The following is a 25970-nucleotide window of genomic DNA, read 5'->3' on the forward strand; positions in this document are numbered from 1 at the left end:
TCTCGTGTGTTACCGATAACAAAGGGAAACACGGTTACATAAATCATGCAACACGGAATATTGCGGTAAATTCGGTCATAAGGTACAACAGGAACCGTTAGGGAAAGAAAGGAAAATCCGTGGCAAAACAACTTCTGTTATTTCGCGGGCATCGGTTCAAATCGGCCCGGATTGATGTTGACCGGACCCTCATGACGACGGGCACCGGGCAAGCATGGGAAGCGCGCCGGCCTCAAGGGTTCTGGCGCACCTTCGCCGAGGCGGACTTGAGCAAGGCCGATATCATCAAGGGGTTTATCGCCAGATATGGCGACGTAAACAGCAAGCTCCCCGAGCGAAGCGCGCTCAAGGACTGGCAAGAGGTACAGGACACATTGAAGGTGGCCGCGCTTGCCTATGTCGCGCCGGATGCCAACGGTGTCTCACATGTCACCACCGATAAGGCGCTTGTCGACCATGCAAGCGTACTTGGCTTCCCCGGCGAGGGCACGTTGCATTTCGACGTCACCAACGAGGTCGTGCGCGGAGTCGGCATCTGCCCGCGTGCCCCAAGTCTCGCCACCTTCATGCAGATGAGCGCGGTCCAGATGATTTTTGAGCGAACGCCGACGAGGCGCTGCGACGAGTGCGGCCATTGGTTCGCCCTTGAGACGACCCGCGCCATTTATTGCTCGGCCGCTTGCAAGAGCGCGGCGCACCGCAAGATGAGGGCCGCATAATGGCTTACGTTCGCAAATCCCAACGCGCCAACGGCGCCACGTTCCATAGAGCCATCTGGCACACGACGGCCGCAAACGGCGACCGCTCGCAACATTCCAAGAGTTTCGGCAAGGCCAGCGATGCCAAGGCTTACGCGAACCGGATGGAGACCGAGGTCGAGCGCCGGGGCGTATCCAATCCCGAGGGGCAAGACGTGGCGACATTCTTCCGCAAGTGGGTCGCCCATATCACCGACCGGGCCGAGCTATCCCCGGCAACGATTAGCGGCTATTCGATTAACCTCGAAAACCTCGCCCGGTTCGTCGGCCACGTGCCGCTATCGAAGCTCGGCACCCATCACTTGGATGAAGCTTACGGCACGCTCTTGAAGCGCGGCGGCAAGAGCCGGAAGCGTGACGGCGGCGAAACGCCCCTGTCGGCGCAATCGGTCCTTCATATCCACCGGGTCGCCCATACCTGTTTGGAGCAAGCCCGTATCTGGAAATTCATTGCCGAGAACCCGGCCCGAGACGCCAAGCCGCCAACCCCGGCCAAATCCAAGGTCCGCGCCATGACCGACGACGAGTCGGCCCGCGTCCTCAAGGCCGCGATTGCCGCCGAGGCCAAGGGCGAGATTTACCCCGGCATTGATTTGGTGGTGATGCTCTTGCAAGCCACCGGGATTCGCCGTTCCGAACTGTTGGGCCTGAAATGGAGTTGCGTTGACCTGTCGGCCAGCAAAATCACCATCGAGCGCGCCGTTGTCCTCGATTTGGACGGCAAGCCGTTCATTCGCGAAAACACCAAGTCAGAGACGAGCCGGCGCACCATCAACATTCCGGCCTCGGTGGTCGAGCGGCTGCGCAAGCACAAGGCTTTCACCGCCTCGCAACGGCTGGCATGGGGCCGGGACTATGCCGCCCATCTGGACCTTGTGTTCCCGGTTGCCGGTGGCGGCGTCATGGAACCGGTGACGATGAGCGGGCGGCTTAGGCAGGTCATGCGCCGCGCCAAGGTGAAGGGCGTACAACCGACGCACGGCCACCGGCACACGATGGCCACGAGGCTCATCATGGATGAGGGCGCGAACGTCAAGACGGTGCAACAGCGGTTAGGCCACTCGACCCCGGCCATCACATTGAGCCTCTACACTCACCCGAGCGACGAGCACGACAAGGCCGCCGCCGACGCCATGGGCGAGCGCTTGAGGAAGCTCATGGAAGGGTGAGGCAGTGCCGCAATCGTGCCGCAGGATATGCAGAAAAGGCCCGAAAGCACCCGGAAAGGCCGGGAATGACAGTGCAGCGAATTCACCGGAAAGCGAAGAGGTTTCAACGCCTTACGGAAACATAAGATAAGACGCGGATAACCCGCTATACATCTTGAAAACCAGCGTACGGGAAACCGTACCGTGGGTTCGAATCCCACCCTGTCCGCCATTTCCCCAAGGGAATATAGCCCCACCAACGACCGCAACCCGTGGCGCTGTTTCATCTCAATGGGCCCGCGTAGGCAAGGTTGAGTTGATTTTCCGATACAGCGGCTGGTTCGCCGCCGGCAGATGAATCTGCGTTCTCCGTCCTAACCTCAAACCGATTGCCGGAGGTCTGCAAGAAGTCCGGATTTCGACAATGCTAGAGGCTGAACGGGTCGCGTGCTGAACGCTTCTCGCCCGGCGCATTGAACGGATCGGCCTTCTTCTCCTTGGACTTGCGTCCTTCGTCGGCAATGATCTCATCCACGGCCCGCTGGCACTTCATGAACGAATTCGGTGAAGAAGTCGGTATTGGAAAAATTGACGACCAGAGCCTTCGAACCCGTGAGGTCCACGCCGAACGCAACGGCCGGCCACTGGCGGCCGCGGTCGAGCTGCAAGGCAACGTCATACTCTCTTTGCGGCTCGATCGATTTCCAGGTGGCATTGCCGATCGAAAGAAACGCCAGGTTCGCCGATCCCCTTGGATAGAAGCCGATACGAAGAATCGCGCCGGCGTCATAGCTCGTCGCCGCGTAGCACGAGCCGCCCAAGGACAGATCGGAACCGACCGTCCAGGCGTTGATCCGCTTCCAGATATTCGAACGGCCCTCTTCAGCAGAGGCCGCTCCGGCCGCCACCAACAGACCGAGAACCGCCAACGACAATCTATGCATGCAACCACCCCACTTTCCCCGCAAAGTTATCGTATTTTTGCAACCTGTCGAGACAATGCGGCGCGATCACAACAGGGATTTGTGCACTCCAACAGGGAGGACATTGACTGGCACAACCGATGCGAATGCGGGTCGGCCGATCGCACCAGGATCAAGGGCCTTGCCGCCGCGCACCTCTGGCGCAAAACGGTCACAGCCTGAACTCAAAGACCTGTTGAACACATGAGAGTGATCGCCAAGTTTGCTGGACTTCGGAACGAAAGCGCGGTTCACATCGTTAACCGCCCCGTAGTCCCACCCTTGCCTCAAAGTGGACGATCACCGTGCTTGCCGCCCTGCTTCTCGCTTCGATAGTCGCATCGCCTAACATGCCTGACGTCAAGCTCAGTGCCGCCACGGTCGATGAACTGCAGACGGACTTCGAAAGCGCCGTACCCTGCCACCAGATTGATGGACGCAACGTGTGGAAGGGCGCCATTGCGTTCTACATCCAGTCGTTCGTCTATGACGGCGACACGCCCGTGGCAACCGATGCGGCGGACGCGGTGCTTCCCGAAGACAACAGCGCCGAGACGGTGAAGGAATTCGAAGACGCCTGCGCCGCCACGCAGCCGGCCTGACCCTCGCCATCAGAACGCTCGCGATTCGCTCGACGCAGTCCAATACGGTCGTTTCCAACCAAACAATCATCACCAAAACCCGCTTTGCTCCCGTAAAAGTGACCAACCGGCACGCGCAGTCGCGCCAATTGACTGAATTCACGGAATTTTAGGCACTTGCAGAACACATATGGAACAGATAGTGTCTGTTCTTGATTTGTTTCACGCCTTCTGGAGCGACGTGCCATGCTGACCCGCAAGCAACAGGAATTGCTTCTGTTCATTCACGAACGCATGAAGGAGTCGGGCGTCCCGCCATCATTCGATGAAATGAAGGATGCGCTCGACCTGGCGTCGAAGTCCGGCATCCACCGTCTGATTACCGCGCTCGAAGAACGCGGGTTCATTCGCCGTCTTCCGAACCGGGCCCGCGCGCTCGAGGTCATCAAGCTTCCGGAATCCTACGCGTCCAGCCAGCAGCAGCCGCGTCGCGGCTTCTCGCCGAGCGTGATCGAGGGAAGCCTCGGCAAGCCGCCGGCGGCAGCCCCTGCCGCACCACCGAAGCCGGCGCCAGTGGCCGAAAACACATCGGTTTCCGTGCCGGTCATGGGCCGCATCGCTGCCGGTGTGCCGATCTCGGCGATCCAGAACAACACGCACGACATCACCGTTCCACTCGATATGATCGGGAACGGCGAACACTACGCCCTCGAAGTCAAGGGCGACTCGATGATCGAAGCCGGCATCTTCGACGGCGACACCGTGATCATCCGAAATGGCAATACAGCCAACCCCGGCGATATCATCGTGGCGCTCGTGGATGACGAGGAAGCGACGCTGAAGCGTTTCCGTCGCAAGGGCGCGTCGATCGCGCTCGAAGCCGCAAACCCTGCCTACGAGACCCGGATCTTCGGGCCTGATCGTGTGAAGATCCAGGGCAAGCTCGTTGGGCTGATCCGCCGCTACCATTGACCTCCAGAAAAAATCGGCGCTCTGAAGAGCCTCGCTGCCGCTTGGGGTAGCGAGGCTCTTCTTGTTTATCCGATAACGCGCCGCTTACTCGTGGATCGTGTATTCACCGAGTTCGCAAAGGTCCTGCGTATCTTCGGTCGTATCGAGGCCCGAGTCCTCTTCGAATTCGAAGCGCATGTCGTACTTGCAGACATCCCGACCGTCAGCGATGGTGATCTCCATGTTCTCGCCGGGGTTCAGAACCTGCCGGCCGAATACATCGTCTTCCCACTCGTTGACGCCCACCGGCGACGTGTAGAAGTTAGTCAGAACTGCATTTGTGTTGTTCTTCAGCTTGAAAACTAGGTCCTCTGCCCGCGCCTCGAATGTGGTCGCAGCAAAGAGGGCCAAGGCCGTCAGGACAAGTTTCGTTTTCATATAAGCCATTGCCTCCGCTTGATGATGACGGACGCTACCGATGCGGCTGATGTCAGCGGAGTCATCGTTCCCCCTCTGCCGATTTCACCGAAGCGATAAGATCCGCAGGGGATTTAGAAGACGTGGCTTGTGCGGGCGTGTGGCACGCCTGAGCGAAAGCTCCCAGGTGTCTCAACCCGGAGTAAGCTGAGGAAGGCAATCGTTCCGACCTCCTCTTGAAGCATTGCTGCACGCTGGGCAGGAGCAATCGACATTGCCAGACGTTCTGCCTGTGGAAAGCGCCCGAACCGCAAATTCGCTTTGTGCTTTTTCCGAAAATGCCTCTTGCGGATTTTCTGCAATCATTCTAAATCCCCGCCAACGCTCGGTTATCCGAGCCGTGAGGCCTCGTGGCGGAGTGGTGACGCAGAGGACTGCAAATCCTTGTACCCCGGTTCAATTCCGGGCGAGGCCTCCAAATATATTCACCAATATAATCAATATGTTGCAGTCGTCGCGAAGCGGAAAAACACCGCTTCCGCGTAACGCGATGTTGCTACGAGATTCCCTTGCTTTCCCTGCACTTCCACGCGGCGACGGCGGATCCATACGACATGAAATGCGACATGTTCACAGCGAATCCTGAGCCAGAAACCCGCTCACCAGCTGCAGGTGCTTGAACCCCGCTTCTCCTTCGCGCCGCCTACGAACACGTCGCAGGTCACCGTCTCTGCGGAAGGCTGTCATAGCGCCCTCCGGGCCGCCCTGTGAGCGTCCATGAGGGTCGCGACGGGATCGGTCGCTGCCACTTCATCGCCTTCTGCAAGAAGCGCTCGTCCCTCGCATCGATCTCGGCGAGCGCGATTCTGACGACAATCTCGCCGATCTTTTCGAGGCTCAGCACGTACTCCCGATGCTGTCTGCCGCCCCTAAAGAGGCGCGGCCCCTTGTCGAACTTGGACGTGGCGCGGAAAGAGCTCCCACACACCAAACCCTTCAAAGAACGCATAAATCCGTCGACGACGTATTTCGACATCGTGGCCAACAAAACATAGTCGTGCTGCGGCGGCCACAACATGGCGTCGACCTTCCGAATTAAGCAACTTCTAAAGTTACGCTTGAAGCCGCTCGCAACCGTGGCATTCTTACCGGCGATCGAGGGGGAGGTATTTTGGATGCTGAAGGGTAGAACGTTGCTCTTCGCCGACATCATCGGCAGATTCGGTATCTGCGCGTATTTCGCAATCGCGATGTTGCGGCGCATCGTTCACGCCGCGCAAATCGTGGTGAAAGACGAATGGCAGTCGGCTGACGTCTTGGCGTTGACTTCAACCGCCGCCACCGTCCTATTCCTCGGAATGGTCTGCGTGGTAGCCATTACGCGCTTGCCCCCGATCAAAGCAGCCACTGGCTTCGAGCCCTATTTGACCGCGATGGCAGGAACATTTCTTCTCGGGCTGATCGCATACTTGCCCGAGCCCGCCGATACAGGCTTGGCGCTTCAAATGGCCGGCACGGCTATGATCGTGGTCGGGATGGTTTCGTCAGCCTTCGTTCTTTTCTGGCTCGGTCGCGCCTTCAGCATCATGCCGGAGGCCCGGACCTTGATAACGGGCGGCCCCTACTCGGTTGTTCGCCACCCGCTCTATCTAACGGAAGAGATCGCCATCATCGGCTTGATCGTCCTCAATCTTTCTGTCTGGTCGGTACTTCTTGGGGGTGTCCAGTGGCTGCTGCAAATTCGCAGAATGATCAACGAGGAACGAGTATTGCAGACCGCGTTCCCCAGTTATGGCGCCTATGCACTCGACGTCCCGCGCATTCTTCCGTTCATGAACGCGGGTAAGCTGCGATCAGCACAGTGAAGCCAAGGTGGGATTTGCTCGTACTGATACCGGATGAACACGACGCCGGAGCCGTTGCCGCCATAACCGGTTGAGGGGGCGGATCGGCGAGACATGCGGGATCCAGTCAGAAGGCCATCAGCACACCACCACCGCGTGAGCTGCGGCCTCCGAAAAATCACCACATTGGTCAAGCGTGCTGCGGCAATGTCTTCCTTCGAAGGCATTGCGGTTCTGTAAATATCGGCCTCAGCACCAGGGCGTCGTGTGTCCCGTCCACGGCCGCACCAGTCCCTCGTTTACGAGGACGCGTCCGATGGATTGATCGCCGCGAGTGACCAGCCGCAGCTTTTCACCGGCCTTGGCGTCCTGACGACTGTTCGCCGTTTCCAGCCTGAAGTCACCTGCGTTCAGCAGTTCGCGCAGGCGCTGCTTGGCGTAAAAGCCGCGCGAACGTTCCTTGTCGCAGCTTGCCTGGCGAATACGCGGTGCATCGACGTCCGCCACGCGGATCGTGTCTCCGTGGTAGAGGAAAGTGGCGCCGTCGATCACGCAGTTGTCGTTGCGAATCCCACAGAAATAAAACTGATCCGTGCGGATCGATGCCGTTTTGACTTCCTCATTCGGCCGCACCGCGGGTGTCGGCGCGTTCGCGCCGACGTCCACCGACGGCACGGGAGCTGCAAGCGCAACTCTTGTCACGGGGGTTGGCTTTTGCTTCTCCGCTTGCTGCGCGGGACGCCCGTCCGCTTTCTGGGCGACACGTGCGGGCTTCGGCTTCGAATCATGACGGGACGTGAACGCCACCACATCCGATACCACCGGCCAGTGCTTCAGTTCGGCGCGATGATCATAGGCGACTACGCCACCGACGATAACCGCGGCGGCCAGATACCACGGCGCCATACCGCCTTGCTTGCCCTTGCTCCGGCCGGAATTCCTGCTTCGACGTTTCGTAGTGGCTTTGGCCATGCGTCCTCATCCTGATTCGCGACCGCATTATGCGTTTGATGCGTTGCCGAAAAGTTTTCGGCAGCCCCTCAATAGCCAGATGCAGGCTCGGAAAGAATCAAGTGGCAGGAGAATCGAACTAGACAGGTCGGTGCGGTTCGGCGTTGACGAAGACGGCCACCGAGAGACGGACGCGACGAATTTTGGCTCACGACCCCTTCGACGAGTTTGCCCGCCCGCGCCAACGCGCCCACCAGACTGCCAGACGGCGGCGGCGGCGGCGGACGGATGGGAGATCGTGCGAAAGAACGATGAGGCCCAGCGGTATCATCCAGAAGCCGAGCACCGGCAGAAAGCCGAGAAAGCCGCAGAACACCAGGAGTGAGCCCAACAGGATACGCAGCAGTGGCGATTCCGGCAGCGTGATGCGCCATTTGCCGAGCACGATCTGTCGTGTCTGCGGATCGATCCCGAAATGCATCTGCTTCCTGTTTTTGTTCATCATTCCCTATCCGGCGTCTTTTCCCACAATTGGGGACTTCTCCACAGCCTCGCAACCGAACTTGTCACTTTTTTTGAAAAAACCGCTTGGCAAATCAGAAAAGCATGCGTATTAGCAGCCTCACTTCTGAAGCGCACAGCAAACAGCGGCGCGGATGATCCCTGGTAGCTCAGCGGTAGAGCATTCGACTGTTAATCGACAGGTCGCCGGTTCGAATCCGGCCCGGGGAGCCACTTTCTAAAAGAGCCATTTGCAGAGATGCAGATGGCTCTTTTTCATTTTGCACCTATGTTCCCCGGGTGAGCAATCCCAAACCTCGACGGTATTCATGACAAAGGCGGCGCCCATCATCGTCTGGTTCCGCAAGGACCTGCGCCTTGCCGACAACCGGGCCCTTGCGGCTGCAGCGGCTGACGGCCCCGTCGTTCCGCTCTATATCCGGGAGCCGACCGAAAGCGGCAACGGTCCGCTGGGGGCTGCGCAGCAATGGTGGCTGCATCATTCGCTCGAGGCGCTGAGGGCTCGCCTCGCCCAGTTCGGCTCGCAACTCATTTTGCGCTCCGGCGACCCGCTGGACGTGCTCACCGACGTGGCGCGTAAATCAGGAGCGCAGCGCGTTCATTGGAATCGCCGCTACGATCCCTCTGGCATCGCCACCGATACCGCCGTGAAGAAGGCGCTCGCAGCTCAGGGGATCGCCGCCGAGAGTTTTGCCGGGCAGTTGCTGCATGAACCCATGCGCCTGCTGACGACGGCCGGCGGCCCCTATCGCGTGTTCACGCCCTTCTGGCGCGCCCTCGATTCGAAGTTTGAACCGGCTCCACCGATCGACGAACCGCAACAAATCGCGTCACCGGAAACCTGGCCGTCGTCCGAGCCGCTTGACCAATGGTCGCTTCTGCCAGCGAAACCGAACTGGGCAGCCACGTTCAGCGAAATATGGACGCCGGGAGAAAAAGGCGCGGCAGCTCGCCTCGACGAATTTATCGACGAGAAGCTGGAAGATTACAAAGTTCGCCGGGACCTTCCTGACGCTGACGGCACATCCCTGCTCTCTCCCCACCTTGCCCTTGGGGAAATCTCACCGGCGCAGATCTGGCACGCGACGCAAGGGTTGCAGACCGAAGCCGGTGAAGGTGTCGCCACCTTCCGAAAGGAGGTCGCCTGGCGCGAGTTCTCCTACCATCTGCTGTTTCACTATCCCGAACTCCCCCGCTGCAACCTCGATCGCCGATTCGATCTTTTCCGATGGCTTGACCACGAAGGCGACTTTTCCCGCTGGTCCAAGGGCCTGACCGGATTTCCGATCGTCGACGCCGGCATGCGCCAGCTCTGGCGGCATGGCTATATGCACAACCGCGTGCGGATGATCGCCGCCTCCTTCCTCATCAAGGACCTGCTGATCGACTGGCGGAGGGGTGAAGCCTGGTTTCGCGACACGCTGGTCGATGCGGATCCGGCCAACAATGCGGCAAGCTGGCAATGGGTCGCGGGATCGGGCGCCGATGCGGCGCCGTTCTTCCGAATTTTCAATCCGGTTCTCCAGGGCGAGAAATTCGACCCGGACGGCGCCTACGTAAAGCGCTTCGTGCCGGAACTCGAACGTCTGGAGCCGCGCTACATCCATCGCCCCTTTGCTGCTCCGGCCGCACTCCTCGCAGGTGCCGGCATCGAACTCGGCGCGACCTATCCAAGGCCAATCGTTGACCATGCCATGGCCCGGGATCGAGCGCTCGCAGCGTTCCGCGAGATCACAAGCGCGCCGAGAGAACCGTAGCGAATACAGGCCCCCGGTAGAATTCCACGGTTGGCGTCTCAGGCGAATGCCGCTACGCTCACCCTACGGATGCAACAGCTGAGGGGGTGGTGTATGCGTGAGCTGGAAGCAAGTCTCGCCGCGTTCAACGGCGCACAGGAGCTTTCTGCCGAGAATCTCTCGATGGTCCTCAGGGACTTCCCATTGAAGGCACGGATGGTGCTCGGCGCGCTCGTGCATCTTCAGGCCGGGGTCTTGATGCTCACGGCTCCGGATGGCCGCAAACTGGTGATCAGGGGCAAGCGAGCAGGCCCGAGCGCGATCCTCACCCTGAACAACTGGAAACTGCCGCAACGCGCCGTGACAGGCGGCACCATCGGCGCTGCCGAGAGCTATATCGACGGCGACTGGGACAGTCCCGATGTGGGCGCCTTTCTCGAACTCTTCCTCATCAATGCCGAGATCGGCAAGCATTTCCCGAACCGGGCGCGCGGCCTGCTTCAGCTGATCGAAAAGTTCCTGCATTGGCGCAATGCCAACACGAAGTCCGGCGCGCGTCGCAACATCTCCGCTCACTATGACCTCGGCAATGCCTTCTACCGCGAATGGCTCGACCCGAGCATGACCTATTCATCGGCGCTCTACGCAACCGGCGCCAACGATCTCCGCTCCGCGCAGGCGGCCAAATATCGCGCGCTGGCAGAAGCGACCAACCTTCGCGCCGGAGACCACGTGCTGGAGATCGGCTGCGGCTGGGGAGGCTTTGCGGAATTTGCCGCGGGCGAAATCGGCTGCAAGGTGACGGGATTGACGATCAGCCGCGAGCAACTGGCCTTCGCCCGCGAACGCATCCACCGGGCAGGTCTTGCCGACCGCGTCGAACTCAAATTCCAGGATTATCGCGAGGAGAAAGGCACCTATGACCGCATCGTCTCGATCGAGATGTTCGAGGCCGTCGGCGAAAAATTCTGGGCGACCTATTTCTCGCAGCTCAAGCGATGCCTGAAGCCGGGCGGCAAGGCCGGACTGCAGATCATCACCATCAAGCCGGAAGCCTATGAGGAATACCGCGCCAACCCGGACTTCATCCAGAAATACGTCTTCCCCGGCGGAATGCTGCCGACGCGCGAACATCTCATCGATCTCGGTCGCCATGTCGGCCTGCGCATGAGCAACGATTTCGGCTTCGGCATAGACTACGCCCGCACACTTGGCGAATGGCGCCAGCGCTTCTGGTCGGTCTGGAACAAGATCGAGCCGCTCGGCTTCGACCTTCGCTTCAAACGGCTCTGGGAGTTCTATTTCTACTACTGCGAAGCCGGGTTCCGGGCCCGCAACATCGACGTCCGGCAGATCGTGTTCGAATAAGAACGCATCCGGCGCGTCTTTACCGCGCCGCGCGTAGCGCTTAAGAGGCGGTCTATCCAATTCTCAATTGAAGGTTCCGCATGCGCCTTGCATGGTTTTTCCTCGCGCTCGCCATCGCGACCGAAGTGGTGGGCCTGACGGTGATGAAGGCCGCGTCCTCGAGCGGCTCTTATCTCGGCCACATCGTCATGTATGTCTCGATCGCGCTTTCCTACGTCTTCCTCGCCAAGGCCGTGAAGACGATCTCCGTCGGCGTCGCCTACGCCATTTGGGAGGGTTCGGGCGTCGCGATCATCACGCTCGTTTCCGTCTTCATCTTCGGCCACGTGCTGACCGGACGCGAGATCCTCGGGCTTTCGATGGCGATCGTCGGCATCCTGCTCGTCAATGCGGGAGAGCGCCACGACGAGGAAGAAGCCGCGGCGGAAGGAGCAGCCAATGAGCGCGCCTAACATCTATTTTGCGCTCGCCGTAATGGCAGGCATTCTCGATGTCGCCGCCAACCTGGCCTCGACGAAATCCGAAGGCTTTGCCCGCCGCGGCTGGGGCGCGCTTTCCATTCTGCTGGTGCTTGCCGCCTTCGCGCTCCTCGCCGAGGCAATCAAGGGCATGGAACTAGCGATCGCCTATGCCGTGCTTGGCGCAACCGGGATTTTCGGAACGGCCATCTGCGGACGGCTACTTTTCGGGCAGAAGCTGAAACCGATCGGCTGGGTCGGGCTTGCCCTGATCTTCGGCGCCGTGCTTGTGCTTCACACCGCCTGACGCCGTCGCTCGCCGGAGCCCGCATGCTTTTTCGCTTCCCTTGCCTCGGCCACGACACCCGTCAGCCGCCGGACAAGCGCGAAATAGAGACTATAGGGCAGCAGACGCAGGAGCTTCACCGCGTAGGTGAAATGCCGCGGGAAGCTGATTTCAAAGCGCCGCGACTTCAAACCCGCAATGATGCGATCCGCCGCCTGCTCGGAACTGACGAGAGCCGGACGTGGAAAGCGTATCCGCGCCGTGCCGGGCGTATCGACGAAACCGGGGCAGATGATCTGCAGGCGGATGCCGATCCGATCGAGATCGAACTTCAGGCTCTCGGCCATGTTGATCAGCGCAGCCTTTGAAGCGCCGTAGGCGGCGCTGGTGGGCAGCCCGCCGTAACCGGCGACGGACGACACGATGGCAATGTGGCCGAAGCCCTGCGCCTTCATATGGGCAACGGCCGGCAGAAGGCAGTTGACCACCCCATTGAGATTGACTGCGAAACTCTTCTCGAAGGCTTCGCGATGAAGATCATCGCCGCGCACGGGAACGGCCACTCCGGCATTGAGGATCACCAGCGACAGGTGGCCATGGTCGTACTCGATCGCCGCCAACACGCGCTCCATGTCCTTGGGGTCGGTGACGTCGCCGTCGAGAACCGTGACCCTTCCCTCGCCTGCTGCCTCGTGCTGCAGGTCCACCAGCTTTTCGTGGCTTCTGGCGGTGACAACCACCGAATAACCCTCGCGCACCAACTTGAGCGCCAAAGCCCGGCCAACGCCGACGCTCGCGCCGGTAACCCAAGCCAGTTTATGTTCGGATTTCGCAGACTGAATACTCATCACTCACTCCTCGGCACGCGCCGGGAAACACGCACGCATCTCCTTGTGGGCGAAAAAGACTTGCCCGGCCCTTCATCGCGGCAACGCTTCCTTGCCGCTGAGCCCCACATGCCTTGGAGACGATTTTTGTTCGGGACAGAGCGGCGGCGAAACGCTATTTCTTGCCTGAAGTGCAGGCTGAGCCGAAAACACGCCAACATTTCGGCGGTCCGGGATCGTTGTTGATTTTCGTCAGTCGCCGTTCGTCTTTCCCTGGTACTCGTCGCCCTGTTCCGGCGCCTGTCCTCAAACACGAGGTTCTGAAAATGGCCATTCTACCGTCCGTCCTCGAAGCGATCGGCAACACACCCTTGATTCGGCTCAAGGCCGTATCGGAGGCCACCGGCTGCGCGATCCTCGGCAAGGCCGAGTTTCTGAACCCGGGGCAATCGGTCAAGGATCGCGCCGCGCTGTCTATCATCCGGCATGCGGAAAAAACCGGGCAGTTGCGCCCAGGTGGCGTCATCGTCGAGGGCACGGCCGGCAACACCGGCATTGGCCTGGCGCTCGTCGGCCAGGCGCTCGGCTATCGGACCGTCATCGTCATTCCGGAAACCCAGAGCCAGGAAAAGAAGGACGCCTTGCGCCTGCTTGGTGCCGAACTGGTCGAAGTGCCGGCGGTTCCCTACAAGAACCCCAACAACTACGTGAAGATCTCCGGCCGGCTTGCCGAACAACTGGCAAAGACTGAGCCGAACGGCGCCATCTGGGCGAATCAGTTCGACAACGTGGCCAACCGCGACGCGCATGTGGAAACCACGGCGCCGGAGATCTGGCGCGACACGGATGGCAAGGTCGATGGCTTCATCTGCGCAGTCGGATCCGGCGGCACGCTCGCCGGCGTTGCGCAGGGATTGAAGGCGAAGAACCCGGCGATCAAGATCGGCCTTGCCGATCCGCAAGGCGCCGCACTCTACAATTTCTACACCAATGGCGAACTGAAGGCCGAGGGCAGCTCGATAACAGAGGGAATCGGCCAGGGCCGCATTACCGCCAATCTCGAGGGCTTCACCCCTGATTTCTCCTACCAAATTCCGGATTCGGAAGCCGTGCCCTATGTCTTCGACCTGATCGAGCAGGAAGGCATCTGCGTCGGCGGTTCCACGGGCATCAACATTGCCGGTGCGGTCCGTCTCGCAAGGGAACTCGGTCCCGGACATACGATCGTGACGATCCTCTGCGACTATGGTAACCGCTATCAGTCGAAGCTCTTCAACCCGGACTTCCTGGCCTCCAAGGGGCTGCCTGTGCCGGCCTGGTTGAAGACGTCTTCCAACATTGCCGTGCCATACGAATCAGTTGGATAGGAATGCGATGACCAGGACCGTGACTGCCCTCTTCCGTGACGATTTCTACCTCTCGACCTGCGAAGCGAGCGTGACGGGAATTCTGGAGGACGGCGGGATCGAACTGGATCAGACCTGCTTCTACGCAACGTCCGGCGGCCAACCCGGCGACACCGGTTTTCTGGAGCGTGCCGACGGGAGCCGCATCGACATCGCGGTCGCGCGCCATGGCGCGACCAAGGACATCATCGTCCATGTACCGGCTGAAGGACAGGCGGTACCGGACATTGGCGAGAAACTCGTCCTTCACATCGACTGGCCGCGCCGCTACCGCCTGATGCGGATGCACACCGCCTGCCATTTGCTTTCGGTCGTCTGCCCCTTCCCCATCACCGGAGCCTCGGTCGGCGAGGACGAGAGCCGTGTGGATTTCGACATGAGCGAGACGATCGACAGGGACGATGTCACCGCGGCGCTGATGAAGCTCGTCGAAGAAAATCACCCCGTCTACGTCCAGTGGATCACCGACGACGAACTCGCCGCCAACCCTGGCATCGTCAAATCGAAGAATGTGCGCCCCCCAATGGGTCTAGGGCGCGTCAGCCTTGTCTGCATCGGCGAGAATTCGGCGCTCGACAGCCAGCCCTGCGGCGGCACACATGTGTCGGAAACGCAGGAAGTCGGCGCCATCCACATCGCCAAGATCGAGAAGAAGGGCAAGGAAAACCGTAGGTTCCGTATCCGCTTCGGCACGCCCGAAGATCGCGCATCAGTTTGAGTAGGGAGTTGCGACCGTGACCAACAACAAGAGCGCCTTTGTCGTTTCCGCCAATTGGCTGCAGGAGCGCCTTGGCGATCCCTCGATCCGGATCCTCGACGCTGCCTGGTACCTGCCGGCGCAGAACCGCAACCCGAAGGCGGAATACGATGCCGGCCACATTCCCGGCGCCGTGTTCTTCGATCAGGACGTTATTGCCGACCACACCAGCGGCCTGCCCCACACACTGCCCTCGCCGGAAGCCTTCGCGTCGGCGGTCGGCGCACTGGGCGTCAGCGAAAAGGACACGATCGTCGTCTATGACGGTCCCGGCATCATGACCGCGCCGCGCGTCTGGTGGATGCTGCGCATCATGGGCGCCAAGGACGTCTACGTGCTCGACGGCGGAATGGACGGCTGGAACAAGGAAGGCCGCCCCGTCACCACCGAGGTGCCCTCACCCAAGCCGGCGACGTTCAATGCCCATTTCAATCCGGCGGCCGTGACCTCCTTCACGCGGATGACGGAAATCGTTGCGGATGGCTCGATCCAGATCGCCGACGCCCGCGGCGCCGGACGTTTCTACGCCGAAGAGCCGGAGCCGCGCGCCGGCATGCGCTCTGGCCATATGCCCGGCGCCCATAGCCTTCCGTCCGGCACCTTCTCGGAGAACGGAAAATTTAAGGATCTGGCGAGCCTGCGTCAGATGTTCGCCGACGCAGGCGTCGATCTTGCGAAGCCGGTGGTCACGACCTGCGGCTCGGGCGTCACCGCTGCCATCATTACCCTGGCGCTGCAATCGCTCGGCCATACGCAGAACACGCTCTATGACGGCTCCTGGTCGGAATGGGGTGGCCGAGCAGACACGACGATCGTGACCGGTCGAGAGTGATATCATGCGCTCGCCGAAGCTCACCTCCCTGACAGCGCACGTAACCGAACTCGAAATGACGGCGCCGCCGAAGCAGAGCCTGCCGATGCCGGTCAATATCCAGACCGCGATCCTGCGCGTCTCGGACATTCCGCTCAGCTACTACCGCTTTCTGTATCTGCGTGTCGGCCGCCGCTGGCACTGGACCGAGCGGCTGCGGATGGGCGACGAGGACCTTGCCGCGGTGCTTGCCGACAAGCGGACGAGCGTCACGGTGCTTTATGTGAACGGCGCACCGGCTGGCTTCTTCGAACTGCACCAGCGCGAAGACGACGTCGTCGAGCTCGTCCATTTCGGCCTGATGGAACACGCTCTCGGCCTTGGCCTCGGCAAGTGGTTCCTGCTCCAGACGCTTTTTGCCGCCTGGGCACTGAACCCAAGCAAGCTGACGGTCACGACCAACAATCTCGACCACCCGCGCGCGCTGCAACTCTACCAGCAATTCGGCTTCTCGCCGGTCGCCACCCGCGAGACCACGGTCGAACCTCTGACCGACGACGAACTGCTGGCGCTCGCAAAAAATCTTTGACGAACACCATCCGGCAAGTTCCGGGTGTCTTGGTGAACGCGGCCGGTGCACTCTCCTGATCGAACAATTCAAGTCGATCAAGGAGATACACCATGCGGTTGCGCTACATTCCCATGTCCGACGATGAAGCCCGCCGGATGAGAGAAGGCGGGCCAGATGCATATGGCAATCCGCCAGAACGGGAGATCTCCGATGGAGACGGCGTTCCCTGTCGGCATTGCCTGCGCAATGTCGGAGCTGGCGAGCCCTACCTGATCTTTGCGCTGCGGCCGTTTTCCTCGTTGCAGCCCTATGCTGAGACCGGCCCGGTGTTCATGCATGCCGAAGAATGCCCGGCGCATGACGGCAACGCGCTTCCACCGATCCTGGCCTCAAGTGTCAGCTATCTGTTGCGCGGTTATGGCGAGAACGAACGGATCGTCTACGGGACAGGCGGTGTCGTTCCGACGGAAAAACTGCAGGCGCGGGCGGAAGAACTGCTGGCGCGACCGGACGTTTCGTCCGTCCATGTGCGTTCAGCCAAGAACAATTGCTACCAGTGCCGGATCGAAATGCTCTGACATGAATTGGCCCGGCATCGCTGCCGGGCCGAAAGGATCAATCGTCAGGCGACGCTCAGGACGGCCTCCGGCGCGTAGGCATCGTAGCCGAGCGCTTCGGCGACCGGCGCGTTGGTGACGCGACCACGGTGCACGTTAAGGCCGGCGCGCAGGTGTCGGTCCTCGGCAATCGCCTTCAGGCCCTTGTCGGCGAGTTGCAGGCCATAGTGGAGCGTGGCGTTGTTCAGCGCATGCGCCGACGTCACCGGCACGGCGCCCGGCATGTTCGCGACGCAATAGTGCACGATACCGTCGACCTCGTAGGTCGGGTCGGAGTGCGTCGTCGCATGGGACGTTTCAAAGCAGCCGCCCTGGTCGATGGCGACGTCAACGATGACCGCCCCCTTCTTCATGCCGGTCAGCATTTCCCGGGTCACGAGCTTCGGTGCCGCAGCACCGGGGATGAGCACAGCGCCGATCACCAGATCGGCGGAGAAGACTTCCTCCTCCAGTGCATCGATGGTCGAGTAGCGTGTGTGCACGCGACCGGCGAAGAGATCGTCGAGCTGGCGCAGGCGCGGGATCGAGCGATCGATAATGGAGACATCCGCGCCGAGACCGGCCGCCATGCGTGCAGCATGCAGACCGACGACGCCACCGCCGATCACAGTCACCTTCGCCGGAAGCACGCCCGGCACGCCGCCGAGCAGGATGCCGCGGCCGCCATTGGCCTTCTGCAGTGAGGTTGCGCCCGCCTGGATCGCCAGGCGTCCGGCAACTTCGGACATCGGCGCAAGAAGCGGCAACCCGCCGCGGTCGTCGGTGACGGTTTCATAGGCGATCGCCGTGACGCCGGAATTCAACAGACCCTTGGTCTGTTCCGGATCGGGCGCAAGATGGAGATAGGTATAGAGAATTTGGCCTTCGCGGAGCTGCACCCATTCGGAAGGCTGCGGCTCCTTGACCTTGACGATCATGTCCGACTTTTCGAACACGTCCTTTGCCGTCGCGACAATCTTCGCGCCAGCGGCACGGTAAGCATCGTCATCCGCGCCGATCCCTGCCCCGGCCTTGGTTTCCACGATCACCTCGTGGCCATGGGCAACATATTCACGCACCGAGCCGGGCGTCAGGCCGACTCGATATTCATGGTTTTTGATTTCCTTCGGGCAACCGACACGCATCCTTGCGTTCCTCTCCTGTTATGGGCTTTGCGCCACTTTTGACGAGGCATTCAGCAAAACACGCCGTCTTTCGAATGTCCTTGCAAAGACGAAACCCAGGGCGCATTGATTTCGAAGAAGATTGCGTAAAGTGATACATGATTGGCGGAAATCACGAATGAGCGAACTTGATGCCATCGATCATGCGATTCTACGCATACTCCAGCAGAACGGTCGGATTTCGAATGCCGACCTCGCGGCGAAGGTCGGACTCTCCCCATCTGCCTGTTCGCGGCGGGTCGACATCCTGGAGAAATCGGGAACGATCGCCGGCTACCATGCCCGCATCGCCCACAAGGCGCTCGACTACCAGATCATGGTGATCGTGCATATTTCGCTGTCGGGCCAGTTCGCCAAGACGCTCGCGGAGTTCGAAGCGGCGGTGAAACTCTGTCCGAACGTGCTCGTCTGCTACCTGATGTCAGGTGAATACGACTACATCCTTCGCGTCGCGGCCAAGGACCTGCAGGACTACGAACGTATTCACCGCGACTGGCTCTCGGCACTGCCCCACGTGGTCAAGATCAATTCCAGCTTCTCGCTGCGCGAAGTGATCGACCGGCCGAATGTCGGCATTTGAGCGAATGGTTTCGGCCTAACGGCCGACGACGCAATTGCGGCCACGCCCCTTGGCGGCGTAGAGCCGAAGATCGGCCTCCGACAACAGGTTCTCGACCGCAGCGCCATCGTCCGGCGTCGAGGACAGGCCGATGCTTGCCGTCACCGGCCGCCCATCCGGCGTCGAGACGAGATCCGACACGGCAATTCGAATCTCGTCCGCGCGCCGCAAGGCATCGCCGTGAACCATGGCCGGGCAGAGGATCACGAACTCCTCGCCGCCATAGCGAAACAGCCGGTCGACCGGACGCAGCTTCGACTTCACCGTCTCGACCAGCCGCTGCAGCACGCGGTCGCCCTCCTGGTGGCCGAAGCGGTCGTTGACGCCCTTGAAATGATCGACGTCGATGATCATCAGCGTCACGGCCGCATTGTCGGCGCTCGCCGCACGCAGCATTTCCGGCGCTTCGACCTCGAACCGGCTGCGGTCGAGCGAGCCCGTCAGCGTATCCTGCCCGGAGCGCGACAGCAGGTCCTCGTAGCGTTCGCGGAAGGTCAGCGTGTTGAAGATATCGCCAAGCGGCCGGTCCGACATTGCCAGCGACGGGTGGCGCGACAGGTTGAGATAAAGACCGACGGCGACGGCATAGAAAGGTGCCGCCAGCATCTTCGCCATCCAGCCGCCCCAGAACACCTCGGCCGGCGCGCCGTTCCACCAGCGTAGCGCCGCATAGAACGCCGCCTGATCGAATGTGAGCACAACGACACCGCAGACCAGGAACCGGATGGTCACGAAGCGCCGCAGCCACCGACCCAGGCGCTCGTAAAGCAGGATGATCATCAGCGAATCGAAATAGAGGATCGTCGTCCCCCAGACCATCAGCCAGCCCATCTCATCGATGAAGGCGAGGTCTGCGGATCGCTCCGCCACGATCGAAACGGTGTCGTGCTGACGCAGCAGGAGGCTGAGCGCGACCGTGAGGAAGTTGCCGGCGAGCAGGCCGTAGATCGGCTGGCGAACGGTCGCCGCGTCCTCTTTCACATAGAGCAGCAGGATCATCATCAGCTTGCCGGAGAACAGGACGGCAGAGCCTGGCGAGATCACACCGAATGGCAGTTGCACATAGAAAACCGCGGCGAGATAGGTCTCGATGAAATGCATGACGCCGAGCGCGGCGACGAAGACGCCAAGCCCCAGCCGCGCGCGAAGATGCAGCAGCCCGATCATCGCCGTAACGTAGACCAGCGCCTCGCCGACGAAGAGAAGAAGGTTGGCGTTTGGCATGTGCTTGAAAAAGTTCCGTTTCCCGAAGCACGGTTAAACCGGAAGTTTGAAGAAAACTTTAGCGGAGCCGGCGATTGCCGGGCTTCGAAATGCGAAAATCTGCTGCTTTCGGAAATGTCGCCTTTCCGGCATAGTCGCCGCCAACCCACCGTGGTTCGCGCGTCTGCGAACAAAACTCCGGATTGCACTCGTCTCGGGAAAACCGGGATCCTTGATAAATGGAGGACCGCATGCCAACGATGACATCCCCGCTCCACCTCACGCGCCGCTCGCTTCTCGCAGGGGCCGCGGCCTCCTCGGCGCTCGTCATGCTGCACCCGTTCTCCGTCAGCGCCGCCGCTAACCAGGCGCATCTCAGAATCATGGAAACGACGGACCTGCACGTTCACGTCTTTCCCTACGACTACTATGGCGACAAGCCCAACGATACGGTCGGTCTTGCCCGGACCGCCTCGATCATCGACGCCATCCGCGCGGAGGCGACGAACTCGATCCTCGTGGATAACGGCGACTTTCTCCAGGGCAATCCGATGGGCGACTACATCGCCTATCAGCGGGGCATGAAAGATGGCGACATGCACCCGGTTATCGCCGCGATGAACGTGCTCGGCTATGATTGCGGCACGCTCGGCAACCACGAATTCAACTATGGCCTGGACTTCATGTTCAAGGTCCTGAACGGCGCGAACTTCCCGCTGGTCTGCGCCAACCTGACAAAAGGGGCGCTCGCCGCCAATGCCCGTCAGGATGAACTGTTTCTCAAGCCCTATGTCATTCTCGACCGCAAGGTGAAGGACGGTTCCGGCACGGAGCACCAGATCCGCATCGGCCTCATCGGCTTCGTTCCGCCGCAGATCATGACCTGGGATGCCAAGAACCTCGAGGGCAAGGCCAATGCCCGCGACATCGTCAAGGCGGCCGAAGCCTGGGTGCCGCAGATGCGCGAAGATGGCGCCGACATCGTCGTCGCCCTCTCCCACTCCGGCATCGGCCAGCAGGTCTATGCGGAGAACCTCGAAAACGCGTCCGTTCCGCTTGCTGCGATCGCAGGCATCGATGCGATCGTTACTGGTCACAGCCACCTCGATTTCCCTGGACCGAAGTTCGACGGCATCGCGGGCGTCGACAACAACAAGGGCCTGATCTCCGGCAAGCCCGGCGTCATGGGCGGCTTCTGGGGCTCGCATCTCGGCCTGATCGACCTGCTTGTCGAACGCGAAGGCGGCTCATGGCGCGTCGTCAGCTCCACGAGCGAGGCGCGACCGATCTACCGCCGCGAGGAAAAGAAGGTGATCGCCCAAGTCGCCGACAAGCCGGAGGTGCTGGCTGCGGCTCAGAAGGATCACGAGGCGACGCTGACCTATGTGCGCACACCGGTCGGCAAGACCAGTGCGCCGCTCTATTCCTACTTTGCCCTGGTCGCCGACGACCCGTCCGTGCAGATCGTCAGCCAGGCGCAGACCTGGTACATCAAGGACATGCTGAAGGACACCGAGTACCGCGACCTGCCGGTGCTTTCGGCAGCGGCTCCGTTCAAGGCCGGCGGCCGTGGCGGCGCGGACTACTACACCGACGTCCCGGCCGGCGACATCGCGATCAAGAACGTCGCCGACCTCTATCTCTATCCGAACACCGTCCAGGCCGTTGTCATTACCGGCGAGCAGGTGCGCAACTGGCTGGAGATGTCGGCCGGTATCTTCAATCAGGTCGAAGCGGGCGCTTCGGACGCGCCGCTGATCAACGGCAGTTTCCCGTCCTACAATTTCGACATCATCGACGGCGTCACCTACCAGATCGATCGCAGCCGCCGAAATTCGACAAAGACGGCGCCACGATCAATGCGTCTTCGAACCGCATCAAGAACCTGCAGTTCAACGGGCAATCGATTGACCCTGCGCAGAAATTCGTCGTCGCCACCAACAACTACCGGGCTGGCGGCGGTGGCAATTTCCCCGATATCGCCGCCGACAAGGTGGTGTTCGTGGCGCCCGATACCAACCGTGATGTTGTGGTGCGCTACATCATCGGCCAGGGCACGATCAATCCATCGGCCGACGCCAACTGGACCTTCGTACCGCTCGCCAATACCAGCGTGACCTTCGACAGTGGCCCGAAGGCCCGCCAGTTCCTGGCACAGGTGAAGGGTGTAACGATCGAAGAAGCGGGCGATGCTGCCGAAGGCTTTGCCCGCTTCCGGATCAAGCTCTAAGCGTCAAGCAAACGAAGGCCGGGCCGCCCGTCTGTGGCGGCCCACCATTTCGACCGGATGCGCGAGAATTCGCCGACCCTTCTGCAGGACGCCAAATGCGAACGCGAGACATTAGGAATGTCCGCTATCTATCTGAGGAAATTTGCTTACGCCGCTGGCGCGATTGATCAAACCTGGCGCGACTGGGCGTCGTCGGAAAACAACGACGGGCCAGTCTGGTCGATGATCTGGCGTCCCTTGCGCAGGGTAGCGTCGATCGCGTCCTGCTCGGAGGTGAAAAGATCGGCGCGAATAAAGCTGCGGATCTTGGCTCCGCCATCGGCAGAAGCCTTCTCGATGCTGCCGGCCAGGCGAAATTGTGAGCCCTCGCGCATGGGCGTCGCGCGAATTGTGCATTCGGCATAGGCCTCGGTCTTGCCGGGCGCAGCCTGAGTCTGGTTTTCAGCGGGGCCGGAACGGCCGAACAATTTCGAGAAAAACGATGCCATGCCCAAGACTTAGACGCCGCGACCGGCACTGTCAAAGCATAAGTGCCGATTTTGAGCGACGACGCACCCCCACCCTCACCGGAAGCGCCGAGCATTCAGCCGGACGTATCAAAGGCGCTCCGGCATTTTGATTCCCGAGCGCCTTTCCGCTTCCAACTATTCGACACGAGAGCGAAGCTCTAGATGATCAGATTGGAAAGGATCTCGTTCTCGGTGATGTCCTGGTAGCGCAGCCCGGCAGCGTCGAAACGCGCCTTCAAGACCGGGAAGTTCTCGGCATGTTTGGTTTCGATCCCGATCAGGATGGAGCCGAAATTGCGCGCAGACTTCTTCAGATACTCGAAGCGCGAGATGTCGTCCTCGTCGCCGAGCAGATTGAGAAAATCGCGAAGCGCTCCCGGTCGCTGCGCCATGCGCAGGATGAAGTATTTCTTGAGCCCGGCATGACGCATCGCCCGTTCCTTGACATCGGGCAGGCGATCGAAATCGAAATTGCCGCCGGAGACGACGGCGACGACCGTCTTGCCCGCAAGTTTCTCGGGACCAAGCGCCTCCAACGCTGAAACCGACAGGGCGCCGGCGGGTTCCAGCACGACACCTTCGACGTTCAGCATCTCGACGATCGTCAGGCAGATCGCGTTCTCCGCAAGCAGCATCACCTGATCGGCCGAGAAACGTCGAAGCGCTGCGAAATTGAGGTCGCCGATCCGCCCGACGGCAGCACCGTCGACGAAATTGTCGACCTGATCCAGCGTCACGACGCTACCGGTTTCGAGACTCTCGCGCAGGCTGGGCGCGCCGACCGGCTCGCAGAAGATGAAATGGTCCGGTGCAACCGCATCCTTGAGATATCCCGTCACGCCTGCAGCAAGGCCGCCACCGCCAACCGGCAGCACGACGAGATCCGGCGTAACACCATCAGGCAGCTGCCAGGCGATTTCCGCCGCGACGCTTGCCTGACCTTCGATGATATCAGCGTGATCGAAAGGCGGCACCATGACGCCGCCGATCGCCTCCACGTGGTCCCGCGCTGCCTTGTAGCATTGGTCGAAGATATCGCCGACGAGGCGGATGGTGATGAACTCGCCGCCAAACATGCGGGTCTTGTCGATCTTCTGCTGTGGCGTCGTCACCGGCATGAAGACGACGCCCGGCACGCCGAAATGACGGCAGACAAAGGCGAATCCCTGGGCGTGGTTGCCGGCCGAGGCGCAGACGAAAGTCTTGCCGGAAGCGCCGGCGCCAAGTGCCTTGCGGAAGAAGTTGAAGGCGCCGCGGATCTTATAAGAGCGCACGGGCGACAGATCTTCGCGTTTCAGGTAAATGTTGGCGCCGTAGCGGGCGCTGAGATGCTCGTTGAGCTGCAGCGGCGTCGGCGGGAAGATCTCCCGCAAGGCTTCGGTTGCGGCTTCAACATCCTGCTTCATCGCGTGCGGTCTTCCGTTGAGTTGGTCGATGGCCGTGGCTATTGCACATTGCAACGCGCGAAGCCATCGCTTTGACTCGAATCGACCGCCGTGAACAATACAGTTGCATCCCTTCGGCCGGGACGCCCGCAACACTTTCCGGGAAATTGAACGCTTGAACGCAACTTTGATCCGGCATGCTGTGCATATCGCGGCGATCCTCGGCATCTACCTCGCATGCGCGATGCTCGTGCCGGCGATGGTCGACCTCTACTATGGACACCCGGACTGGCGCATCTTCACTGCGTCCGCCTTCATCGTCGGCGGCCTGTCGCTGACGACCTTCATGGCCACGCGCATGGGGCCGCCACCATTTTCCAAGAAATTCGGTTTCGTCCTCGTCAACATGCTGTGGGCCGTGTTTTCGGTGGTGGGCGCGATCCCGCTCTGGCTGTCGTCGCTGAAACTCGACTTTGCCCAGGCACTGTTCGAATCCGTATCGGCGATCACCACGACCGGCGCAACCGTGATCGTCGGTCTCGACGATGCGCCGCCGGGGCTGCTGGTCTGGCGCTCGCTGCTCTGCTGGCTCGGCGGCATCGGCATCGTCGTGCTCGGCCTGTTCATCATCCCCTATCTCAGGGTTGGCGGCATGTCCTTCTTCAAGATGGAATCCTCCGACACCAGCGACAAGCCGTTTGCACGCCTTGCAAGCTTCAGCCGCGCGTTCCTCGTCGTCTATGTCGTCATCACCCTTCTGTGCGCCATCGGTTACTTTCTGACCGGCATGAACCGGTTCGACGCGATCAATCACGCGATGTCGACGGTTGCCACCGGCGGATTCTCGACCCACGACGCATCCTTCGCCTATTTCGGCAGCATCCCGCTGCTCTGGACGGCGACCTTCTTCATGGCGCTTTGCAGCCTGCCGTTCTCGATCCTGATCGTGCTTGTCGCCCGCGGCCGTCTCGATGCTCTGCGCGATCCGCAGATCATCGTCTTCCTCGGGTACCTCACGGCCTTCTCGATCGCAGTGGCCATCTATCACCGCCTTGCCAATGGGGTCGAATTCCACCTGGCACTGGCGCATTCCTTCTTCAACATCACCTCGATCCTTTCGACGAGCGGCTATGCCAGCCAGGACTACAGCCTCTGGGGGCCCTTCGTCGTCATGGCCGCCTTCGTCGCCACCTTCCTGGGCGGCTGCTCCGGGTCGACCGCCGGGGGCATCAAGGCTTACCGTTTCATCGTGCTCTTCAACGCGATCCGGTCGGGCCTCAACAAGCTCGTCTATCCCAACGCGATCTATGCGGTGCGCTACGGCAAGAATACCGTCGATGCCGACACGCAGCGCGCGATTTTCCTGTTCTTCATCACCTATATCCTGCTCTGGGTCTTCGGCAGCCTCGCCATGGGCGCGCTCGGCTACGACCTTGTCACGGCGACGTCGGCGGTCATCACCTGTCTCTCCAATGTCGGGCCCGGACTTGGCCCCATCATCGGACCGGCCGGCAATTTTTCCACGCTCGGCAATCCCGAGCTCTATCTGCTGTCGCTGATGATGCTTCTCGGCCGTCTGGAAGTGCTGACCGTGCTCGTGATCCTGACGCCGGTCTTCTGGAAGCATTGACCAATGGCCGGACGGCCCTATCGTCTTGACTCGATGCGGCAGATGCCGAAAGTCGGTGTCATCCGGCGATGGGGGACGTCATGGTGAAACATATGCTTCTTCTGGCGACAATGACCGTCGCCACGACACTTTCCGGGAATACCACCACCCACGCCGGATCGCTGACCGATGCGGCGGCGCAGGCGGAGAAACTTGCCGCTTCGGGCGCTGCGGCAAAGGCGCGAGACCTGCTTCTCCAAGCGATGAGCGACTTTTCACAG

The 25970-nt window shown here is 60.9% G+C and carries 26 protein-coding genes, 3 tRNA genes and 2 pseudogenes; 21 read left to right on the forward strand and 10 right to left on the reverse strand.

The features are described 5' to 3' along the window. Window positions 1-191 precede the first annotated feature (191 nt). The 3 genes from I8N66_RS12525 to I8N66_RS12535 all read left to right on the forward strand — a co-directional run bounded on the left by I8N66_RS12525 (window position 192) and on the right by I8N66_RS12535 (window position 2138). Complete coding sequence (locus tag I8N66_RS12525) at window positions 192-719, forward strand: hypothetical protein (RefSeq protein ID WP_291154088.1); 528 nt, start codon at window positions 192-194, stop codon at window positions 717-719. Next, a complete protein-coding gene (locus I8N66_RS12530; RefSeq protein ID WP_291154090.1) occupies window positions 719-1927 on the forward strand; it encodes a tyrosine-type recombinase/integrase in 1209 nt (402 codons plus the stop codon). Before I8N66_RS12525 ends, I8N66_RS12530 begins: the two co-directional genes overlap by 1 nt. Window positions 1928-2014: 87 nt before the next feature. Then, window positions 2015-2138: transfer RNA gene (locus I8N66_RS12535), tRNA-OTHER, on the forward strand. Between the two features lie 295 nt (window positions 2139-2433). On the opposite strand, the gene I8N66_RS12540 is transcribed toward I8N66_RS12535, so the two are convergent. After that, window positions 2434-2850, reverse strand: coding sequence for a hypothetical protein (locus I8N66_RS12540; protein WP_291154092.1), 417 nt, complete (start codon window positions 2848-2850; stop codon window positions 2434-2436). Window positions 2851-3218: 368 nt separating this feature from the next. Here I8N66_RS12540 and I8N66_RS12545 point away from each other — a divergent pair, with 368 nt between their 5' ends. After that, on the forward strand, window positions 3219-3470 hold the full coding sequence (locus tag I8N66_RS12545) for a hypothetical protein (RefSeq protein WP_291154094.1): 252 nt from the start codon (window positions 3219-3221) through the stop codon (window positions 3468-3470). Between the two features lie 225 nt (window positions 3471-3695). After that, entirely contained in the window at window positions 3696-4421 is a 726-nt protein-coding gene (lexA, locus tag I8N66_RS12550; protein WP_291154096.1) for a transcriptional repressor LexA, read from the forward strand. Window positions 4422-4505: 84 nt separating this feature from the next. Here the strand turns inward: lexA and I8N66_RS12555 are convergent, their stop codons facing one another. Beyond that, on the reverse strand, window positions 4506-4838 hold the full coding sequence (locus tag I8N66_RS12555) for a hypothetical protein (RefSeq protein WP_291154098.1): 333 nt from the start codon (window positions 4836-4838) through the stop codon (window positions 4506-4508). A 383-nt stretch (window positions 4839-5221) separates the two neighbouring features. Between I8N66_RS12555 and I8N66_RS12560 the strand changes: the two genes are divergently transcribed. Then, window positions 5222-5295 (forward strand) — tRNA-Cys (locus tag I8N66_RS12560). A gap of 243 nt (window positions 5296-5538) precedes the next feature. Here I8N66_RS12560 and I8N66_RS12565 read toward each other — a convergent pair. Beyond that, a complete protein-coding gene (locus tag I8N66_RS12565) occupies window positions 5539-5895 on the reverse strand; it encodes a hypothetical protein (RefSeq protein WP_291154100.1) in 357 nt (118 codons plus the stop codon). Between I8N66_RS12565 and I8N66_RS12570 the strand changes: the two genes are divergently transcribed. Further along, window positions 5894-6682, forward strand: coding sequence for an isoprenylcysteine carboxylmethyltransferase family protein (locus tag I8N66_RS12570; protein ID WP_291154102.1), 789 nt, complete (start codon window positions 5894-5896; stop codon window positions 6680-6682). The two genes, I8N66_RS12565 and I8N66_RS12570, sit on opposite strands and share 2 nt — an antisense overlap. 228 nt (window positions 6683-6910) lie before the next feature. On the opposite strand, the gene I8N66_RS12575 is transcribed toward I8N66_RS12570, so the two are convergent. Together I8N66_RS12575 and I8N66_RS12580 are read right to left on the reverse strand one after the other, a co-directional pair. Further along, window positions 6911-7633, reverse strand: a complete 723-nt coding sequence (locus I8N66_RS12575) for a thermonuclease family protein (RefSeq protein ID WP_291154103.1) — start codon at window positions 7631-7633, stop codon at window positions 6911-6913. Window positions 7634-7820: 187 nt separating this feature from the next. Next, a complete protein-coding gene (locus I8N66_RS12580; RefSeq protein ID WP_223727358.1) occupies window positions 7821-8114 on the reverse strand; it encodes a hypothetical protein in 294 nt (97 codons plus the stop codon). Window positions 8115-8272: 158 nt separating this feature from the next. Between I8N66_RS12580 and I8N66_RS12585 the strand changes: the two genes are divergently transcribed. The 5 genes from I8N66_RS12585 to I8N66_RS12605 all read left to right on the forward strand — a co-directional run bounded on the left by I8N66_RS12585 (window position 8273) and on the right by I8N66_RS12605 (window position 12003). Next, window positions 8273-8347: transfer RNA gene (locus I8N66_RS12585), tRNA-Asn, on the forward strand. A 95-nt stretch (window positions 8348-8442) separates the two neighbouring features. Beyond that, window positions 8443-9891 (forward strand): deoxyribodipyrimidine photo-lyase, encoded by a 1449-nt coding sequence (locus I8N66_RS12590; RefSeq protein ID WP_291154104.1) that lies wholly within the window; start codon window positions 8443-8445, stop codon window positions 9889-9891. A 93-nt stretch (window positions 9892-9984) separates the two neighbouring features. Further along, a complete protein-coding gene (locus I8N66_RS12595; protein WP_291154107.1) occupies window positions 9985-11238 on the forward strand; it encodes a cyclopropane-fatty-acyl-phospholipid synthase family protein in 1254 nt (417 codons plus the stop codon). Between the two features lie 80 nt (window positions 11239-11318). After that, entirely contained in the window at window positions 11319-11690 is a 372-nt protein-coding gene (locus I8N66_RS12600) for an SMR family transporter (protein WP_113537222.1), read from the forward strand. Beyond that, the gene (locus I8N66_RS12605) at window positions 11677-12003 is read left to right on the forward strand and encodes an SMR family transporter (RefSeq protein ID WP_113537221.1); all 327 of its coding nucleotides are present in this window, start codon (window positions 11677-11679) and stop codon (window positions 12001-12003) included. The genes I8N66_RS12600 and I8N66_RS12605 overlap by 14 nt, the downstream gene beginning before the upstream one ends. Here the strand turns inward: I8N66_RS12605 and I8N66_RS12610 are convergent. Next, the gene (locus I8N66_RS12610; RefSeq protein WP_291154110.1) at window positions 11991-12830 is read right to left on the reverse strand and encodes an SDR family NAD(P)-dependent oxidoreductase; all 840 of its coding nucleotides are present in this window, start codon (window positions 12828-12830) and stop codon (window positions 11991-11993) included. The two genes, I8N66_RS12605 and I8N66_RS12610, sit on opposite strands and share 13 nt — an antisense overlap. 305 nt (window positions 12831-13135) lie before the next feature. Here I8N66_RS12610 and I8N66_RS12615 point away from each other — a divergent pair, with 305 nt between their 5' ends. From I8N66_RS12615 to I8N66_RS12635, 5 genes are all read left to right on the forward strand, one after another. Then, the gene (locus I8N66_RS12615; protein WP_113537219.1) at window positions 13136-14176 is read left to right on the forward strand and encodes a cysteine synthase A; all 1041 of its coding nucleotides are present in this window, start codon (window positions 13136-13138) and stop codon (window positions 14174-14176) included. Window positions 14177-14183: 7 nt separating this feature from the next. Next, the gene (locus I8N66_RS12620) at window positions 14184-14933 is read left to right on the forward strand and encodes an alanyl-tRNA editing protein (protein ID WP_291154112.1); all 750 of its coding nucleotides are present in this window, start codon (window positions 14184-14186) and stop codon (window positions 14931-14933) included. 16 nt (window positions 14934-14949) lie between these two features. Beyond that, on the forward strand, window positions 14950-15804 hold the full coding sequence (gene sseA / locus I8N66_RS12625; RefSeq protein ID WP_291154114.1) for a 3-mercaptopyruvate sulfurtransferase: 855 nt from the start codon (window positions 14950-14952) through the stop codon (window positions 15802-15804). Between the two features lie 4 nt (window positions 15805-15808). Next, entirely contained in the window at window positions 15809-16372 is a 564-nt protein-coding gene (locus tag I8N66_RS12630) for a GNAT family N-acetyltransferase (RefSeq protein WP_291154116.1), read from the forward strand. A gap of 92 nt (window positions 16373-16464) precedes the next feature. Beyond that, window positions 16465-16932, forward strand: a complete 468-nt coding sequence (locus I8N66_RS12635; RefSeq protein WP_291154118.1) for a DUF1203 domain-containing protein — start codon at window positions 16465-16467, stop codon at window positions 16930-16932. 44 nt (window positions 16933-16976) lie between these two features. Here the strand turns inward: I8N66_RS12635 and ald are convergent, their stop codons facing one another. Further along, window positions 16977-18095, reverse strand: coding sequence for an alanine dehydrogenase (ald, locus tag I8N66_RS12640; protein ID WP_113537216.1), 1119 nt, complete (start codon window positions 18093-18095; stop codon window positions 16977-16979). 157 nt (window positions 18096-18252) lie between these two features. Here ald and I8N66_RS12645 point away from each other — a divergent pair, with 157 nt between their 5' ends. Continuing rightward, the gene (locus tag I8N66_RS12645) at window positions 18253-18714 is read left to right on the forward strand and encodes an Lrp/AsnC family transcriptional regulator (protein WP_057255972.1); all 462 of its coding nucleotides are present in this window, start codon (window positions 18253-18255) and stop codon (window positions 18712-18714) included. 15 nt (window positions 18715-18729) lie between these two features. On the opposite strand, the gene I8N66_RS12650 is transcribed toward I8N66_RS12645, so the two are convergent. Next, entirely contained in the window at window positions 18730-19977 is a 1248-nt protein-coding gene (locus I8N66_RS12650) for a GGDEF domain-containing protein (RefSeq protein ID WP_113537215.1), read from the reverse strand. Window positions 19978-20216: 239 nt separating this feature from the next. Between I8N66_RS12650 and I8N66_RS12655 the strand changes: the two are divergent. Next, window positions 20217-22186 (forward strand): annotated as a pseudogene (locus tag I8N66_RS12655) (bifunctional 2',3'-cyclic-nucleotide 2'-phosphodiesterase/3'-nucleotidase). 167 nt (window positions 22187-22353) lie between these two features. Here the strand turns inward: I8N66_RS12655 and I8N66_RS12660 are convergent. Then, window positions 22354-22674 (reverse strand): HlyU family transcriptional regulator, encoded by a 321-nt coding sequence (locus tag I8N66_RS12660; RefSeq protein WP_113537214.1) that lies wholly within the window; start codon window positions 22672-22674, stop codon window positions 22354-22356. 179 nt (window positions 22675-22853) lie between these two features. Continuing rightward, window positions 22854-24101 (reverse strand): threonine ammonia-lyase, encoded by a 1248-nt coding sequence (ilvA, locus tag I8N66_RS12665; RefSeq protein ID WP_291154127.1) that lies wholly within the window; start codon window positions 24099-24101, stop codon window positions 22854-22856. A gap of 154 nt (window positions 24102-24255) precedes the next feature. Between ilvA and I8N66_RS12670 the strand changes: the two genes are divergently transcribed. Both I8N66_RS12670 and I8N66_RS12675 read left to right on the forward strand, forming a co-directional pair. Continuing rightward, window positions 24256-25710 carry a TrkH family potassium uptake protein gene (locus I8N66_RS12670; RefSeq protein WP_291154129.1) on the forward strand — a complete coding sequence of 485 codons (1455 nt, stop codon included), beginning with the start codon at window positions 24256-24258 and terminating at the stop codon, window positions 25708-25710. A gap of 80 nt (window positions 25711-25790) precedes the next feature. Next, a pseudogene (locus I8N66_RS12675) lies at window positions 25791-25970 on the forward strand (hypothetical protein); the annotation flags it as partial.

The organism is Ensifer sp. SSB1 (genome assembly GCF_016652895.1).
In the GTDB taxonomy this organism is placed as follows: Bacteria; Pseudomonadota; Alphaproteobacteria; order Rhizobiales; family Rhizobiaceae; genus Ensifer.